This is a genomic window from Streptomyces sp. NPDC017056 (genome assembly GCF_044332485.1).
In the GTDB taxonomy this organism is placed as follows: domain Bacteria; phylum Actinomycetota; class Actinomycetes; order Streptomycetales; family Streptomycetaceae; genus Streptomyces.
On the sequence record NZ_JBIRPD010000001.1, the window covers coordinates 467,710 to 484,724 of the forward strand.

General features: G+C 73.9%; 15 protein-coding genes and 1 pseudogene. 10 read left to right on the forward strand and 6 right to left on the reverse strand.

The window, feature by feature from the left end; translation table 11 throughout:
• Positions 1 to 2: 2 nt before the first annotated feature.
• The 3 genes from ACH4OW_RS02185 to ACH4OW_RS02195 are packed head-to-tail and all read left to right on the forward strand — an operon-like array spanning position 3 to position 1,852.
• Positions 3 to 959, forward strand: coding sequence for a hypothetical protein (locus tag ACH4OW_RS02185; RefSeq protein ID WP_398024450.1), 957 nt, complete (start codon positions 3 to 5; stop codon positions 957 to 959).
• Complete coding sequence (locus ACH4OW_RS02190; protein WP_360122013.1) at positions 956 to 1,222, forward strand: Trm112 family protein; 267 nt, start codon at positions 956 to 958, stop codon at positions 1,220 to 1,222. The genes ACH4OW_RS02185 and ACH4OW_RS02190 overlap by 4 nt, the downstream gene beginning before the upstream one ends.
• Before the next feature lie 36 nt (positions 1,223 to 1,258).
• On the forward strand, positions 1,259 to 1,852 hold the full coding sequence (locus tag ACH4OW_RS02195; protein WP_398024234.1) for a hypothetical protein: 594 nt from the start codon (positions 1,259 to 1,261) through the stop codon (positions 1,850 to 1,852).
• Here ACH4OW_RS02195 and ACH4OW_RS02200 read toward each other — a convergent pair.
• Complete coding sequence (locus ACH4OW_RS02200) at positions 1,832 to 4,162, reverse strand: excinuclease ABC subunit UvrA (RefSeq protein ID WP_398024237.1); 2,331 nt, start codon at positions 4,160 to 4,162, stop codon at positions 1,832 to 1,834. The two genes, ACH4OW_RS02195 and ACH4OW_RS02200, sit on opposite strands and share 21 nt — an antisense overlap.
• 62 nt (positions 4,163 to 4,224) lie before the next feature.
• Between ACH4OW_RS02200 and ACH4OW_RS02205 the strand changes: the two genes are divergently transcribed.
• On the forward strand, positions 4,225 to 5,271 hold the full coding sequence (locus tag ACH4OW_RS02205; protein WP_398024239.1) for a helix-turn-helix transcriptional regulator: 1,047 nt from the start codon (positions 4,225 to 4,227) through the stop codon (positions 5,269 to 5,271).
• A gap of 82 nt (positions 5,272 to 5,353) precedes the next feature.
• Positions 5,354 to 6,385, forward strand: coding sequence for a rod shape-determining protein (locus tag ACH4OW_RS02210; protein ID WP_360122025.1), 1,032 nt, complete (start codon positions 5,354 to 5,356; stop codon positions 6,383 to 6,385).
• 61 nt (positions 6,386 to 6,446) lie between these two features.
• Here ACH4OW_RS02210 and ACH4OW_RS02215 read toward each other — a convergent pair whose 3' ends face one another.
• The 4 genes and pseudogenes from ACH4OW_RS02215 to ACH4OW_RS02230 all read right to left on the reverse strand — a co-directional run.
• Complete coding sequence (locus ACH4OW_RS02215) at positions 6,447 to 7,043, reverse strand: histidine phosphatase family protein (RefSeq protein ID WP_398024241.1); 597 nt, start codon at positions 7,041 to 7,043, stop codon at positions 6,447 to 6,449.
• On the reverse strand, positions 7,036 to 7,440 hold the full coding sequence (gene trxA, locus ACH4OW_RS02220) for a thioredoxin (protein ID WP_360122031.1): 405 nt from the start codon (positions 7,438 to 7,440) through the stop codon (positions 7,036 to 7,038). The genes ACH4OW_RS02215 and trxA overlap by 8 nt, the downstream gene beginning before the upstream one ends.
• Positions 7,441 to 7,574: 134 nt before the next feature.
• Positions 7,575 to 10,358, reverse strand: coding sequence for a molybdopterin-dependent oxidoreductase (locus ACH4OW_RS02225; RefSeq protein WP_398024452.1), 2,784 nt, complete (start codon positions 10,356 to 10,358; stop codon positions 7,575 to 7,577).
• An 87-nt stretch (positions 10,359 to 10,445) separates the two neighbouring features.
• Positions 10,446 to 11,258 (reverse strand): annotated as a pseudogene (locus tag ACH4OW_RS02230) (FAD binding domain-containing protein); the annotation flags it as partial.
• Between the two features lie 225 nt (positions 11,259 to 11,483).
• Here ACH4OW_RS02230 and ACH4OW_RS02235 point away from each other — a divergent pair.
• From ACH4OW_RS02235 to ACH4OW_RS02255, 5 genes are all read left to right on the forward strand, one after another.
• On the forward strand, positions 11,484 to 11,846 hold the full coding sequence (locus tag ACH4OW_RS02235) for a helix-turn-helix domain-containing protein (RefSeq protein ID WP_360122034.1): 363 nt from the start codon (positions 11,484 to 11,486) through the stop codon (positions 11,844 to 11,846).
• 357 nt (positions 11,847 to 12,203) lie between these two features.
• Positions 12,204 to 12,635, forward strand: coding sequence for a hypothetical protein (locus ACH4OW_RS02240; protein ID WP_360122037.1), 432 nt, complete (start codon positions 12,204 to 12,206; stop codon positions 12,633 to 12,635).
• 75 nt (positions 12,636 to 12,710) lie between these two features.
• Complete coding sequence (locus ACH4OW_RS02245; RefSeq protein ID WP_398024243.1) at positions 12,711 to 13,601, forward strand: helix-turn-helix domain-containing protein; 891 nt, start codon at positions 12,711 to 12,713, stop codon at positions 13,599 to 13,601.
• Positions 13,602 to 13,660: 59 nt separating this feature from the next.
• Positions 13,661 to 14,869, forward strand: a complete 1,209-nt coding sequence (locus ACH4OW_RS02250) for an epoxide hydrolase family protein (protein ID WP_398024245.1) — start codon at positions 13,661 to 13,663, stop codon at positions 14,867 to 14,869.
• 88 nt (positions 14,870 to 14,957) lie between these two features.
• Positions 14,958 to 15,737, forward strand: coding sequence for a DUF4232 domain-containing protein (locus ACH4OW_RS02255; RefSeq protein WP_398024247.1), 780 nt, complete (start codon positions 14,958 to 14,960; stop codon positions 15,735 to 15,737).
• Positions 15,738 to 15,792: 55 nt separating this feature from the next.
• On the opposite strand, the gene ACH4OW_RS02260 is transcribed toward ACH4OW_RS02255, so the two are convergent.
• Positions 15,793 to 16,902 (reverse strand): hypothetical protein, encoded by a 1,110-nt coding sequence (locus ACH4OW_RS02260; RefSeq protein ID WP_398024249.1) that lies wholly within the window; start codon positions 16,900 to 16,902, stop codon positions 15,793 to 15,795.
• Between the last annotated feature and the right edge of the window lie 113 nt (positions 16,903 to 17,015).

A 17,015-nucleotide genomic window follows, 5' to 3' on the forward strand; every position in this document is an offset into this window, starting at 1 on the left:
TGCTGTGGTGGGGCGTGGCGGCCGCACTGCTCGCCAACGTCCTGTACAGCACCGGCTTCGTCCTGGAGAAGCGCGCCCTGTCCGCGCTGCCCGCCCTCAGCACCCGGCAGCCCGCCCGGCTCGTCCGGCACCTCGTCGGCAGCCCGCTGTGGCTCGGCGGCTCGCTGGCCCTCGCCGCCGGCTTCGCCGCCCAGCTGGCGGTCTACCGCACCCTTCCCATCGCCGCCGCGCAGGGCATCTTCGTCTCCGGGCTGGTCCTGCTGCTGCTCCTGTCCTCCGTCTTCCTCGGCGAACGCACCAGCGGCCGCGAGCGGCGGAGCATCCTCGCGATCCTGCTGGCCCTGGGCATGGTCGTCGCCTCGCTCCAGGGCAGCGGCGCGAGCACCGTGACCCGTACCGCCCCCACCGGGACGCTGCTCGCCATCGCGCTGCCCTCACTGGCTGCGGGGCTGTGGCTGTTCGGCGTCACCGAGCGGCGCGCCAAACGCCGCCACCGCCAGCCGAGCACGGGCGTCCCCTACGGCGTGGCCGTCGGCCTCCTCTACGGCGTCAGCTCGCTCGCCATCAAGGGCGTCTCCGGCCTGCTGGACGCCCACGACTGGGCGGGAGCCGCCCGTGACCTGTTCACCTCCCCGTATCCGTATCTGCTGCTGTTCACCGGCGCGGTCGGCCTGGTGCTGTCGCAGACCGCCCTCCAGCGCTGCCGCGCCTCCCTGATCGTGCCCGTCTGCACCACCGTCACCTGCGTGTTCACCGCTGCCTGCGGCACGGTCGCCTTCGGCGAACCGCTGCCCGCCGATCCCGTACGCCTCTCCCTCCGCCTGGGCGGCACGGCGGTCGCCGTGTTCGTGCTGCTCGCGCTCCCCCGCCAGGACGCCGGGGAACCGGCACCGGCGCCGGAGGCCGGGCCGGCGCCCGATCCCCGGCCGGGACCCCACTCCCAAGGAGTTGAGCCGTGAAACCGGACGACCCGCTGCTGAAAATCCTCGTCTGCCCGATCGACAAGGGCCCGCTGACGCTGCTCGTGCCGGACGACGTCCTCTACAACCCCCGGCTCCGGCGCCGTTACCCGATTCTCGACGGCATACCCCAGCTCCTCCCCTCCTCCGGTGAACAGGTCACCGACACCGAACACGACGCGATCCTGCGCCGCCTGCCCCCGCACGGCCGCCCGGCCGACGAGCCTCCGGCAGGCGGCCACCCCACCGGCGCTCCCCGGTAGGACCGCCGGGCCCCACCGTCCGCGAACATGTCCAGCATGGACCCCACCACTGACAACGGACCGCCCGGACCGCCCGACGGCCCGCTCGCCTTCCAGCTCGTCCTGCTGCGCCGCATGGCCGACCACCAGCCGGGACTGGTCGAGGACGCGCTGCGTACGCTCGGCGCCTCGCGCGCCGACCTGCGCGAGGCCAACCGCCGCTGGCAGGCGCGCGCCCACTCCCCCCGGTCGCGCGGCGCGGTGCAGCGCTACCGCTCGCTGCTCGGCCGCCCCGAGTCCGTCACCGCCCGGCGCCTGGGCGACCTGACCTGCGAGGCGCTGACCTGGCCCGTACCACTCTGGCCCGACCTGCGGTTCGAGGTGCTCACCGGGCCCGGGGGCGCCGCCTGGAACGCCTGGCTGGTCCGGGCGCCGGGCGCCCCCGGCCCCGCGCTCCGTACGACCGACGACCTCGTCCCCTGGTCGTGCACGGTCGACGAGGTGGCCCGCGCCTTCGCCCCGGCCCGCCCCATGGAGGGCACCGCGCCGACCCGGTGGCGGCTCGCCTTCACGGCACCCGGCGCGGACGGCGAGCCCCGCGAGGTCGTCGCGGAGTTCACCTGGGGGCTGCTACAGCGCATCGTCGAGTGAGGCCCGCAGGCAGTCGGCGGTGGCCGAACCGCGTGCCGACAGCAGGTCGCGCGGCGTCCCCGCGAACACGATCTCGCCGCCCTGCCTGCCGCCGCCCGGCCCGAGATCGACCACCCAGTCCGCCCGTTTGACCACGTCCAGGTCGTGTTCGATGACCAGGACGGTGTTGCCGTCGTCCACCAGCCGGTCGAGCAGCGCCAGCAGCCCCGCCACGTCGGCCATGTGCAGCCCCGTCGTCGGCTCGTCGAACACGTACACGCTGCCCGTGCGGTGCAGCCGGGTGGCCAGTTTGAGGCGCTGCCGTTCGCCGCCCGACAGCGACGCGACCGACTGTCCGAGCGTCAGGTAGCCGAGCCCGGCCTCGGCGAGCGCCGCCAGCCGCCGCCCGATTCCGGCGGCCTCGCCGGCCCCGCCCGCCGCCTCCGCCACCTCATCCGCCTCCGCCGCCTCGCCGAAGAACGCGACCGCGTCCGCAGCCGTCATCTCCAGTACGTCGGCGACCGACCTGCCCCGTACGGTCAGCCCGAGCACCTCGTCCTTGAAGCGCCGCCCCCGGCACGCCTCGCAGGTGGTGGTCACCGGGTCCAGGTACGCCAGATCCGTGTGGATCACCCCGCGCCCGCGGCACTCCTCGCACGCCCCGGCCGCGTTGAAACTGAACAGCCCCGCCGGCACGCCGTGCTCGCGGGCGAAGAGCGCGCGGACCGCGTCCATCACCCCGAGGTAGGTGGCGGGGGTGGACCGGGACGACACCCCGATCGCCGACTGGTCGACCACGACCGCCTCCGGGTGCGCGCCCACGAACGCCTCGGACACCAGGGTGCTCTTGCCGGAGCCCGCCACCCCCGTGACGGCCGTGAGCACCCCCACGGGCACCGCGAAGTCCACGCCCTTGAGGTTGTGCAGCGTCACGTCCCGCACGGTCAGCCAAGCCCGCGGCGTACGGACGCCCTCCTTGACGCCGGTGACCCGCCGCAGCGCACGCCCCGTGGCGGTGCCGGCCGCCGACAGCCCCGCCACCGTCCCCTGGAAGACGACCTCACCGCCGCGCGTGCCCGCTCCCGGCCCCATGTCCACCACGTGGTCCGCGATGGCGATGACGTCCCGGTCGTGCTCGACGACGAGGACGGTGTTGCCCTTGTCCCGCAGGCGCACCAGCAGGTCGTTGAGCCGCCGCACGTCGCCGGGGTGCAGCCCGGTGCTCGGCTCGTCGAAGACGTACGTCAGGCCCGTCAGGCTGCTGCCCAGGTGGCGCACCATCTTCAACCGCTGCCCCTCGCCGCCGGACAGGGTCGGTGTCGGCCGGTCGAGGCTGAGGTAGCCGAGTCCGATGCCGGCCACCCGGTCCAGCGCGGTCACGGCCCGCGCGGCGATGGCCGCGCCGACCGGTTCGGCGGCCGGGTCGATGCCCCGCAGGACCTCGCTCAGCTCGGTCGCCTCCAGGGCCGCCATCTCGGCGATGGACAGCCCTGCCACCCGGGTTTTCAGGGCCGCGGCGGTCAGCCGCGCCCCCTGGCACTGCGGGCAGGTGCCCTCGCGCACGAAGCCGCGCACCAGCTCCGCGGTCTTCTCGGAGAGCGCCGACAGGTCGCGCTTCACGTACCGCCGGTCGAAGTTCTCGACCAGTCCCTCGTACGTGTTGTTGTAGGCGCGCTCGCCGCGGGTGACCTTGAAGCCCTTGCCGTACAGGAGGAGGTCCCACTCCTCGGGCCCGTAGCGGTCCAGCGGCTTGTCGGGGTCGAAGAGCCCGGACGTCGCGTAGATCTGCCAGCCTGCGGTGCCGACGGCGAGCGGCGGGAAGCGGATCGCGCCCTCGTTCAGCGAGCGGCCGGTGTCCAGGAAGCGGTCCAGGTCGATGCGGGTGGTCCGGCCCAGTCCCGCGCACTGCGGGCACATGCCGGCGGGGTCGTTGAAGGAGTACGCGGTGGACTCGCCCGCGCTCGGCGTGCCGCAGCGCGAGAAGAGGACCCGCAGGATCGGGTGGATGTCGGTCATGGTGCCGACGGTGGAGCGCGCGCCGCCTCCGACGGGCCGCTGGTCGACGACGACCGCCGGTGCGAGTCGCTCGATCGTGTCCGCTTTCGGCCGCTCGTGTTTGGGCAGCCGGTTGCGTACGTACGAGGGGAAGGTCTCGTTGAGCTGCCGCTGCGACTCCACCGCCACCGTGTCGAAGACCAGCGAGGACTTGCCCGAGCCCGACACCCCGGTGAAGACGGTGATGCGCCCCTTGGGGATCTCCAGGGTCACGTCCTTGAGGTTGTGCTCGCGGGCTCCGGTGATCAGGATGCTGTCGTCGTTCTGTGCTCCCATACGGGCCACGCTAGGGACGAATGAGGTCAGAACGCGGCCGCCTTCCGCGCCATCCTGAACACATGAGCGACACCCCGGCCCGCCTCCTGAAACTCCTCTCGCTCCTCCAGACCGGCCGCGAGCACACCGGCACCGCACTGGCCGCGCGCCTGGGCGTCAGCCCGCGCACGGTCCGCCGCGACATCGAGCGGCTGCGCGGCCTCGGCTACCCCGTGTCCGCGGCCGTCGGCGCCATCGGCGGCTACCGCCTCGCCTCCGGCACCGCCATGCCGCCGCTCCTCCTGGACGACGACGAGGCCGTCGCCATCGCCGTCGGCCTGCACGCCGCGGCGGGCGGCACGGTCGCCGACGTGGCCGAGATCTCCGTACGCGCCCTGGCCAAGCTGGAGAAGGTGCTGCCCACCCGGCTGCGGCACCGCGTCACCGCCCTCCAGGAGGCCACCGTCCCGCTCTACGGCCTGCTGACCGGCGGCGGCGACGCGCCCGTCACCGACCCCGCCGTCCTCACCGCCCTCGCCACCGCGTGCCGCCACCGCGAGCGCGCCCGCTTCGCGTACGCCGCTGCGGACGGCACGCCCAGCAAGCGGCACACCGAGCCGTACCGCCTGGTCAGCGCGGACCGCCGGTGGTACCTCGTCGCGTACGACCTGGACCGTGCGGACTGGCGGACGTTCCGCGCCGACCGGATCACCGCGCCACGGGCCACCGGCGCCCGCTGCGCACCGGACCGCCGCCCGCCCGCCGCGGACGCCGCCGCGTTCGTCGCCGAGTCCGTCGTCAGCCACCGCGCCCGGCACCGGGCACTGGTCACCCTGCACACCACCATCGAGGACGCCGCCCGCCGGCTCCCCGAGGGCACCGGCCTCCTGGAGCCGCTCTCCGCCGGCTCCTGCCTGCTGCGCACGGGGGGCGACGCGCTGGACTGGCTCGCGGTACGGCTCGGCCTGCTGGGCGTCCGCTTCGAGGTGCACGAACCGGCGGAGCTGATCGCGTACTTGCGCGACCTCGGCACCCGCCTGCTCGACGCCTCGCACGGCGCCCCGGCACCCCCCGGCCGGGAACCCCCGCCCCCGCCGTCCCCCAACCGGACCTCTCCAACGGGCACCTGACGGCCCGTCGGCACACGATGGGAACGAGTGGCCCGGCGGCCGCTCGTCCCGTACCGCCGAAGCTCCCCGGGAGGCACCATCCATGACCGCCAGCCTGGCACAGTTGTACCGTTGCTCGGTCGCCGTCGACCTGGGCGCGGCCCGCACCAGGGTGTACGTCAAGAACCAGGGCCTGGTGGTCGACCAGCCGACCGTCGCGGCCGTCAACATCCGCACCGGCGCGCTGATCGCCGTCGGTGACCGTGCCGAGGTGATGGACGGCCGCACGCCGGACCACATCCGGGTCGTGCGGCCGGTCTGCGGGGGCACCGTCGTGGACATCGACATGGCGCAGCGGCTGCTGCGCAACCTGGTGGACGACCGGCTGCGCAGGGCGTGGCGGCGCAGGCCCACCATGCGGGCCGCGGTCTGCCTGCCGTACGGCAGTGAGCCGCTGGCCCAGCGCGCCGCCGTGGAGACCCTGAACGGGATCGGTGCCCGCCGGGTCGAGATGGTGGACACGCTGGTGGCCGCCGCGGTCGGCTGCGACCTGCCGGTGGAGCAGCCGGAGGCCACCATGGTCGTGGTGTGCGGTGCGGGGACCACGCAGATCGCGGTGCTCTCGCTCGGTTCGATCGTCGCGGCGGAGACCGTCCCGGTGGGCGGCAACGCCATCGACCACGCCGTCGTCCAGCACCTGAGGCTGCATCACAAGCTGATGCTGCCGGGCCAGTCCGTACGGCCGCTGCACCTGATGCTCTCCAGCGACGGCGACCTGGTGGCGGGCCCGACCGAGGTGCACGGCCGGGACGTGGTCAGCGGGCTGGCCCGCTCGGTGATGGTGGAGACCGAGCCGGTCCAGCGCGCCATCGCCTCGCCGCTGACCGGGATTCTGGACGGGATCGGCTCGGTGCTGCGCCGCTGCCCGCCGGACCTGGTGGCGGACCTGGGCGAGCGGGGCATCATGCTGGCGGGTGGCAGCGCGCTGATCCCGGGGCTCCAGTCGATGATCCGGCAGGCCACGACCATGCCGGTGCACATCGCGGACCGTCCCGACACCTGTGCGGTGCTGGGGCTGGGCGCCATGATCGAGGGCAAGGTGGAGCCCCTGCACCTCGATCCGATGGCCGGCTAGGCGGGCGGGCGCGGCATCGCACGGGGCGCGGGCCCAGCGGCCCGCGCCCCGTACCCGGAACTCACACCGTCCGCGTGTTCCAGCGCACCACAGCCGGGCGCCCGTGCTCCGTGCCGAGTACGCCGACCGTGCCCGTCTCGAAGGTGAACAGCGCGCCCGCCGACGGCGGCAGCCCGAGCCTGCGGGCCGTCAGGACCCGCAGGAAGTGGCCGTGCCCGACCAGCGCCACGTCGCCGTCGGCCGTACGCAGCTGCTCGTCGATGCGCGGCAGCACCCGGTCGGCGCGCGCGCCGACCTGCTCGGGTGACTCGCCCGGGTGCCCGGCGGGCCCGGCGGTCACCCCGTCGGTGAACAGGAACCAGTCGGGGCGGGTCCGGTGGATCTCGTCGGTCGGTATGCCCTCGTACCCGCCGTAGTCCCACTCGGCCAGGTCCGCGTCGACGCGCGGCTCCGGCAGCCCGGCCAGTTCGGCGGTGCGCAGCGCCCGCCGCATCGGGCTGGCGAGCACGGCGCCGATCTTCCGGCCGGCGAGGACCGGGCGCAGCTCGCGGGCCTGCTCCTCGCCGTGTGCGGTGAGCGGCAGGTCGGTCCAGCTGGTGTGCTTGCCCGTCCTGCTCCACTCCGTCTCGCCGTGCCGGATCAGCAGCAGTTCACTCACTGCCGCCCTGCGCCTCCTGCTGTGCCTGGCCCTGTTCCTTCTGTGCCTCCTCGACGGAGGCGCGGACCTCGTCCATGTCCAGGTTGCGGGCCTGGCCGATGACGTCCTCCAGCGCGGCTTCCGGCAGCGCGCCCGGCTGCGAGAACACCGCGATGTTCTCGCGGACGATCATCAGGGTGGGGATCGACTGGATCTGGAAGGCGGCCGCCAGCTCGGGCTGCGCCTCCGTGTCGACCTTCGCGTAGACCAGGTCGTCGTTCTTGTCGGACGACCGTTCGAAAACCGGGCCGAACTGCTTGCACGGACCGCACCACTCGGCCCAGAAATCGATCAGGACGAAGTCGTTGCCGGAAACGATCTCGTCGAAGTTGTCCTTGGTGAGCTCAACGGTGCTCATGCGTAAATCCCTGCTTCCGGTTCCGGTCTGTCGGCGGTCCCGCTGCGGTAACGGGATCATTGCCTGACCTATTCCGCACGCCGGGACCGTCCAGCACCCCTGCCCACCAAACGCCGTCCTATCCATGCGAATTTTCACCGCGCCGGACCGGGGTCGCGGCAGGCCCCGCCGGTCAGCGCACGCCACACCCGGTCGCGGGCGAGCGGCAGCCGGGTGAAGCGCACCCCGGTGGCGTCGCGCAGCGCGTTGGCCAGCGCCGGCGCGACCGGGTTGAAGGGGCTCTCGCTCATGGACTTCGCGCCCACCGGGCCGACGGCGTCGGCGGTCGGCGCGAAGTGCACCTCGGTCCTGGGCACGTCGGCGAAGGCGGGCAGCCGGTACTCGCGGAACGCGGCGGTGCACACCGCGCCGCGCCCGTCCAGCCGTACTTCCTCCAGGAGCGCCGACCCCAGCGCCTGCGCCACCCCGCCCTCGACCTGGCCGCGGCACTGCATGGGATTGATCACAGTGCCCGCGTCCGCCGCGTGCACGCTGCGCAGGACGCGGATCTCCCCGGTGCCCGGGTCGACGGCGACGCGGAACCAGTGCGCGTTGAAGGCGACGGAGCGCGGCGAACCGCCGAAGTGCCCGTCGGCGGCCGGCGGCCCGCCACCCGCCTCCGTACACGCCGCCTCGTACAGCTCCGGCAACGTCACGCGCGCGGCGCTCCCCTTCGCCACCACGGCGTCCGCCGTCAGCACGCACTCCGTACGGCCGACCCCCAAGTGGCGGGCGCCGCGGTCCCTGATCCGGCCGGCGAGGGCCCGCGCGGCGCGCAGCACGGCCCGGCCCGCCACCACGGTCCCGGTCGAGCTGTACGTGCCGGTGTCGTGCCCGACCGCGTCGGTGTCGGCCTGCCGCACGGCGATGCGCGCGGCGGTGGTGTTCAGTTCGTCGGCGGCGAGCTGCCGGTGCACGGTCGTGGACCCGTTGCCGGATTCGGCCGTGCCGACGGCCAGTTCGTACGTGCCGTCGGCGGCCAGCGCCAGCCGGGCGTCGGCGAAGTGCCCGCCGGGCCCGCCGGTGGCGATCAGGGACAGCGCGCTGCCCTCGCCCACCAGCCAGCCTTCCGGAACGTCCGGTTCCGCCGCCACGGACGCGGTCGCGTTCCGCAGCACCTCCAGGCACGCGTCCAGCCCGTAACTGCCCAGGCGCAGGTCGGCGTCCTCCCCGACGAGCGTCACCACGTCGTCCCCGGGCCGCACGGCATTGCGCTCCCGCAGCGCGAGCGGATCGACGCCCAGCCGCCGCGCCAGTTCGTCGAGGGCGCTCTCCACCGCGAAGACGACCTGGCCGAGCCCGTACCCACGGAAGGCGCCGGCCGGGACGGTGTGGGTGTAGGCGGCGTATCCGTCCACCTTCTTGGCCGGGCAGCGGTAGAGCGCCAGGGCCTCGCCGCACCCGCGCAGCAGCACGGCCCTGGCGTGATTGCCGTACGCCCCGGTGTCGGACACCACGTGCAGCCGGAGCGCGGTGAGCGTGCCGTCCCGGCGCGCCCCCGCCTTGATCCGCACGGTGAACGGGTGCCGGGTGGTGGCGCCGTGGAACTGCTCGGCCCGGGTGAACTCCAGCTTGACCGGCCGCCCGGTGCGCAGCGCCGCCAGCGCCACGACATCCTCGACGAGCATCTCCTGCTTGCCGCCGAACGCGCCACCGACCCTGCCCGCGACGACCCGCACCGCTTCGGGCGGCAGGTCCAGCAGCGCGCAGAGGGAACGCCGGACGAGGAACGGCACCTGCGTACTGGTCCGCACGACCAGCCGCCGCCCGGCCGCCCCGCCGCCTTCCTCCGGCGGCTCGAACCAGGCGATCGCGCCGTGCGTCTCCAGAGCGGCATGCTGCGCCCGCTGCGTACGAAAGGTTTCCTCGTACACCTCGTCGGCCGCGGCGAAGCCGTCCTCCACATCACCGCACTCCCCGTGCACCTCGCCCGCCACATTGGCATCCGGACGGGCGATCCGGGCCCACTCCCCCTTGTCGTGTACGACCGGCGCGCCCGGCTGCATCGCCTCCTCGGGGTCGAGGACCGCGGGCAGCACGTCGTACGTCACCATGACGCGGCGGCAACCCTCCTCCGCCGCCGCCTCGCTGTCCGCCAGCACCGCCGCCACCCGCTGGCCGACGTGGCGCACCGTGTCGTCCAGGAGCCGCGTGTCGTACGGGTCCTCCTCCGGGTGCTCGTGCTGGGCGGTGGAATAGTGCCTGGCGGGCGCGTCGTGGTGGGTGAGGACGGTGTGCACGCCAGGCACGCGCAGCGCGGCACTGCTGTCGATGGCGGTGATACGGGCGTGGGCGTACGGCGAGCGGACCAGCTTCATGTGCAGCAGCCCGGGGAGGCCGGCACCGGGGCCGAGATCGAAGGTGAAGCGGGCCGCTCCGGTGACCACGTCCGCACCGCCGGGCGCGGGCAGATTGCGGCCGACGCCGCAGCCCGGCGCGGGGGCCTCGATGTGCCGGACACCCCGTACGGCGTCCTCGACGGCCCGGTAACCGGTGCAGCGGCACAGGTTCCCCTTGAAGGCGCGCGGCAGATCGGCGAGCAGGTCCGCGTCGAGCGCCGTGGTCGTCATCAGGAACCCGGCGGTGCAGAAACCGCACTGGAATCCCTGCGCCTCGAGGAACGCACGCTGAACAGGGTGGAGTTCACCGCCACGCTCTCCACCGGCCAGCCCCTCGACGGTGGTGACCGCCCGCCCGCCGGCCCGCACGGCCGGATACACGCAGCTGTGCACCGGCTCGCCGTCCACGTGCACCGTGCACGCCCCGCAGTCCCCGGCGTCGCACCCCTTCTTCACCCCGGACCAGCCGCGGTCGCGCAGATACGTGCGCAGACACTGGCCGGGCCGCGGTTCGGCGCCGGTGGCGGTGCCGTTGACCACGGTACGGAAGGGGGACGCGGACGGAGGCCGCGGCCGTACGCGCGGAGGCGACACGGGAACCGTCCCCTCTGCCGGCACTCCGGGACCGGCGTCCCGCAGCTCCCGCCGGATCTCCTCCCCCAGCCGGTACGTCATGTGGCGCCGCCACTCCGGCAGCCCGTGCACGTCGTCGAACCAGCCGCCGTCCGGCACGGCCCGCCCGAGCGCCGCCCGCAGTGCGCCGGCGTCCGGCGGCGACGCGAACCGCAGCCGTACCGGCCGCACGGTGGCGGCGGTGACCGTCAGCGTCAGCGCCCCGTCCACCGGGTCCAGCGTCCCGACCAGCAGCGCGGCCGAACGCCCGAGCCCGGACAGCGACACCTGCCGGAACGCCGTACGGCGCCCCAGCGCACGGGCCGGCAGTGTGACCGAGCGCAGCAACTCGCCCTCAGCCAGGACGGTGCGGCCCGCGCCGGTGACGAAGTCCGCCACCGGCAGGCGCCGGACCGTACCGTCCTGGGCCAGCAGCGCACACACGCCGTCCAGCGCCACCGTGAGGGAGATCATCGGCCCGGCGGGCAGCGCCAGGCACAGATTCCCCCCGACGGTGGCCGTGTTCCAGATCTTGAACGAAGCCAGGAAGGCGCGGCAGCACTGCTCGAACAGCGGGCCCGCCGGCCGGTCGGTGCCCCGGCCGAACCGGGCCACCTCAGCGACCGTGCACGTCGCCGCGATCTCCAGCGCGCCGTCCGGCAGCCACCGCAGCGGCTCCCAGCCCGTCCGGCCCAGGTCCAGCAGGCGGTGCAGCCGGGGCTGCGGTTCGGAGAAGAGGTACGTGCCGCCGCCGAGCCAGGCGTCACCCGGCCGCCACTCAGGGCGCTCCCCGGCGTCCACGACCTCCCGCACCGTGTTCAGGTCCATGGGGTCGAGTGAAGCAAGCGCAGCCTGCGCCCGGCCGGTGCAACGCACGGGAACCGGCCCCGCTTCCCCCCGTTCCCCCCGCCGCCCCACCCGCCCCTCACCCCGCACCAGCGCGACTACACACTTGTTCCCCTCGCATTTACTATGCGATTCCGCGCTCTCACCTGGTGAGTGCGTACCGCCCAGCCCCGGGCCGGTGCCCGGACGGTACGAGGAGCACGCCCCATGCCGCACACCGTTTCGCCCGCGACCGGCGAGGGCTCCGCGCCCGTCACCCTCGAACGGCTGCTGGCCGCCGTGCCCGCCGAGGTGCGCGCCGTCTTCTGGGCCCGCACCCTCCGCCCGCTCCTCCCCGGCCAGGACACCACCGGCGGCACCTTGCTGCGCACCCTGGAGACCTTCCTGGCGCACGACGCCTCGTGGTCCCGTACCGCCGCCGCCCTGCACCTGCACGTCAACACCGTCCGCTACCGCATCCAGCGCATAGAGCGCCTCACCGGCCGCGACCTCACGCGCCTGAGCCACCGCCTCGACCTGCACGCCGCCCTGCTGTGCCGCGCCGGGACGGCGGACGACACGGGACGCTGACCGCCGCACGTACGGGCAACCGGAAGCGTGAGTGGCAAAGCGGACGCGGCCGCACGGGGGCGGCAAAAGCGCCGCATCGCGCACGGCGAGGCGCGCGCGGCCCGGCGGGAAGTCACGGCTGTCCGGCCGCAACACGCCCCTCGGCCCGCCCCACGGCGGCACACGCTCCCCGCCGGTACGGCCGCCCGCCGGACAACCCGGCGCTGTCAAGCGGAACTTGGCGCCGCGCACATCCGCCCGGATCCGTACCCGGCGCCCCACGGCCCCCCTTCCCGGAGCGGAATCCCCGGGTAGCTTTCCTGCCGCACGAATCCGTGGCACCCGCCACCAGCCGACTCGACAGAGGAAGGCACGGACATGGCCAACGTTCCTGTAGAGCCGGGGGTATACCTCCTCGGCGCGCACATCGGATTCCGCACCGTCCTGACGCCCGCCGGGCACTCCATCGACAAGGGCGTTCCCGTCATCACCCAGCCCGAGATGCAGCCCCCGCTGCACCAGGCCATCATCATTCAGCCCGCAGGCCAGGACAGCTACTACCTGAGCCTGTACGTCAGGCCCCAGGTCAAGATCGTGTACTCCGACGACAAGGTGTTCGCCAACGCCACCTCGCCGGTCCCGTGGACCTTCGACCCGTCCATCCAGGGCCTGAACATCGTCTCCGACAAGGGCCTCGCCATCCGGGCCGACTACCCCGGCGCGCAGCTCCGGCTGACCCAGCCCGAGGACGTCCCCCAGGACACCTGGTCCCTGCAACTCCTGCACCTGCCGATCCCGCCCGAGGCGTAAGCACGCCGGACGGTGAGAGGTGCCCGGCGCCGGACGACAGCGCCGGGCACCGGGGAACGCCCTAGTCTCGACCGCATGGTGTTCGATTCCGTTCATTTCGATCTCCAGCCCTACGCCGGATTCGACATGGACCGCTACGTCCGGCGGACGCACTGCAGCTGGCAGGACGCCAGCTGGCAGTCGCTGCTCGTGCAACGCTTCCACCACGTACCGGCGGTCGAGGACATGGAGTTGCCGGCCGCGGCCGACCTGCACCTGGTCCTGCCCGTAGGGGGCCGGGCCGAGATGGAGACACGGACCGGCGGCCGGTGGCACCGCCACGTCTGGGCGCCGGACCGCCTCGAACTGGGCGTTCCCGACCGGCCCGCCCTCCGCCGCTACCGCGGGGACGGGCCGTTGCGCAGCGTGCAGGTCCACATCCCGCGCGGCACCGTCGAACGGACCGCCGCGCAGCTGGGCGGCCCCGCGGTGGACTACGAAAGCATGGCGGCCTCCGTAGCCGCCGGGGACCCGCTGCTCGTGGAGGCGGTACGCGCCGTCGGCTCGGCACAGGAGACGGGAGATCTGTACGCCGAGACCTCGGCCGCCTTCCTGGCCGTCCACCTGCTCACCCGTCACTCCCGGGCCCCGGAGCAGCGCGCCCCCGTACGGGAGGACGCGCGCGTCCGGGCGGCGATCGCCCTGATGCGCGACCGGCTGGCCGAACCGCTCACACTGGCCGAGATCGCGGACGCCGTGCACCTGAGCGTCTTCCACCTCGTCCGCGTCTTCCGCCGGGCCACCGGGGAAACGCCCCACCGGTACCTCGTCCGCCTGCGCATCGAAGAGGCGGAACGCCTGCTGCTGACCACCGACTTCACCGTCGCCCGGATCGCGCCGCTCTGCGGGTTCGCCGACCCCGCCGCCCTGTCGAAGGCGTTCCTGCGGCACACCGGCGCCCGCCCCTCTGCATACCGCAATTCCTGACCGCGGCGCGGCAATCGCGGACATGGGCTCGCGCGGTGGCCGTACCTAGGGTTTCGCTCATGTCCGAAAACACGGCGACACGGCCTGGAAAAATACGCATCGAGCCCTACCCCGTCCGCATCCCCGACCGCGAACTGACGCTCCTGCGGGCCCGCCTCGACGAGGTGCGGCTCCCCGAGCCCGAAACGGTCCCGGACGCGACCCAAGGCATCGGACTCGACCGGCTGAGGGAGCTGCTCACCACCTGGCGGCAGCACGACTGGCGCGCCACGGAGGCCCGTTGGAACGCGATACCGCACTACCGCGCCCGCCTCGACGGCCTGGACATCGCCTTCTGGCACGTGCGCTCACCCGAGCCCACGGCACTCCCCCTGGTGCTGACCCACGGCTGGCCGGGCTCCGTACTCGAATTCGAGAACGTCCTCGGGCCGCTCACCGACCCCGTCGCGCACGGCGGTTCCGCCACCGACGCCTTCCACGTGGTCGTACCCGCGCTGCCGGGCTTCGGGTTCAGCGAGCGGCCACGCGAGCGCGGCTGGCAGCCCGCCCGCACGGCGCGGGCGTGGGCCGGGTTGCTGACCGCGCTCGGCTACGAGCGGTTCGGCGCGCACGGCGGGGACTGGGGCGCGTACGTCAGCACCGAACTGGCGCGCCAGGTGCCCGAACGGGTCGCCGGCCTGCACCTGACGATGCCGCTCGCCTCTCCCCTGCCGGAGGACCGGAACACGCGGGACCCGGCGGAACAGCGCATGCTGGAGCGGCGCGACGCCCACCTCGCGGACGGCTACGGCTTCGGGATGATCATGGCGACGCGCCCGCAGACGCTCGGCTACTCCCTGCTCGACTCCCCCGCCGGCCTGGCGGCCTGGCTCGGCGAGAAGTTCGCCGCCTACGCCGACACCCGGCCGGAGGCCGGAGGCGGAGTGAGCATGACGCAGCAAGTGGAGAACATCGCCCTGTACTGGCTGACCGGGACCGGCGCCTCCAGCGCCCGCTGGTACTGGGAGGCCATGCGGTGGGTGCCCCGCAGCGCCGAAGAGGAGAACGCGCAACCGGTGACGACGCCCACCGCCTGCACGCTGTTCCCCGCCGAACCGTGGCCGACCGCCCGGCGCTGGGCCGAGCGCCGCTACCAGGACCTCCGCTCGTGGCACGAGACGGACCGCGGCGGCCACTTCCCCGGCCTGGAACAGCCGGACCTGCTGGTCGCCGAGATCCGGGCCGCGTTCCGACACGCGCGTAACGCAACGGGCGGCCGAGGGCGTTAGCCGGCCGTTAGCCGCACGCCAGCGGCTCCGGACAGAGTGAGTGACGTACCGAGGAGACCACACCACCAACCGCCCCGGGGGACCCGAAATGAACTCCGCCAGCACCCGCACCGCCCGCCGCCGTACCCTCCGCGTCGCCGCCGCGGCCCTGACCGCGATCGCCAGCCTCACCCTGACGGCCTGCTCCGGCTCGGACACCGCCGGCGGCACCAAGACCGCGGGCCAGACGGACCCGGGTACGGCCGCCACGGAGTCCGGCGGCGCCGGCTCCTCCGACGGCGCGCAGGGCTCCGAGCCCCAGACGGGCTCCGGCGCGAAGACCGACGGCAAGGGAGACGGCAAGGGCGACGGCAAGACGGGAGCGGCGGGCAAGCAGTCCGGCAGCGCGAACGCCGGGAACGGCGGCAAGGCCGGAAGCGGCGGTGGCAAGGCGGGCTCGGGCAACCAGCGCTGCCACACCACCGACCTCAAGGCCGCCTTCGCCACCGGCGAGGACGCGACCCCCGACCCGAACGCGGGCGGCTCGACGACCACCAGCATCGTGCTGACCAACAAGAGCAGCCGCACCTGCAAGATCGGCGGCTTCGCCGGCGTCGACCTCAAGCCCGACGCCAACGGCCCCGTCTGGTCGCTGACCCGCTCCTCGGCCAAGCACGGCTCGATCACCCTCGCCCCCGGCGACTCCACCGACTTCACCCTCAACCTCGGCATGGCCAAGGAGAACGCCGAAGGCTCCTGGAAGCCCGCCACCGTGGCCGTCACCCCGCCCAACGAGACCACCGCGCTCACCCTGAAGTGGCCCTGGGGCCCGCTCGTCGACCAGCGCGGCGCCACCCACCCGGCCACCTTCGTCAACCCCATCGGCTGACCGGCTCCGCACCGAACGGTTCTCCCGCCAGAGAGCCCTGTTCGCTTCCGCCGTCTCAGCCGAACCGCAGGATGCGCGGGGCGAAGGTGCCCTCGGGGCCATCGGCCCGGCCGACCGACCACACCGCCTTCGTCCCCGGCACCGGCGCCAGCCGCAGCGACCAGGACTCGCCCTCCCCGGCCACCGCCGGCTCGCTGTACTCGGTGAACGACCGGCCGTCCCAGGCGAAGAAATCCGGCCCGGGAACGATCGGCGGATAGCTGCCCGGCGGGCCCCACTTCTGCGAGCGGGCCACCGCCACCCAGCCCAGCGCGCCGGAAGCGGCGGGCGCCAGCGAGCTGACCGAGCCGAAGTTGGTGGGTACGGTCACCCGGCTCCACGCCTGCCCGTCCCAGCGGACCAGCAGCGGCGGAATCGGCCGGCCCGGCGGGCCGCCGACGAACCCGGCCGTGCCACCCGCCCACACCTCCGTCGGCGAGACCGCCAGCACGCTGCCCACGGCCGCTCGCGGGAACCCGTCCACGATCGTCTGCTGCCACGCCTGCCCGTTCCAGTGCGACACGGCCGCTCCCGCGTTGGTGGCGCCCGCGGCCCAGACGTCGTCGGCCGCCAGGATGTGCAGCCCGTACACGGCCCCCGGTGGCACCGGCACGTCCCGCCAGTCGCGCCCATCCCTGCGCAGCAGCACCTGCGCGCCGTCCCGCGACCCGATCAGCCAGGTCTCACCGCCACCGGTGACGACCTTGGTCAGCACCACACCGCGCGGCGCGGGGCTCTCGCGCCAGGCAGCGCCGTCGTGGCGGAGCAGCCGGGCGCCGCCCGCCGAGTCACGCCCGACCGCCCAGACCGCGGCCGGCGAGGTCGCGGCGATGGACAGCAGCTCGCCCTGCCAGCCGGCCCCGGGCAGGCGTTGGCGCTGCCACGCGGTCCCGTCCCAGCGCAGCATCAGCGGGAAGCCCGGCGCCTCACGGCCGACGGCGTCTACCCCCACCGCCCACGCCCGGTCGGGCCCGAACGCCACGGCCTCGTTCAGCCCGGCTTGCGGGCGTACTTGCGCCGGAACCGGAACGTGTTGCCAGGACACGGTTTCCGCCGCGGCCGAAGACACGACGGCCATGGCCGCCATGGCAACAGCAAGAACCGCGACAAGCAGTCGACGCACCACGGTCAGCCTCCCAGCCACGTCAGCCACCCACTCACGTCAGCCTCCCAGCCACGTCAGCCACCCACTCACGTCAGCCACCCGGTCACGTCAGCCACCCAGCCACGTCAGCCACC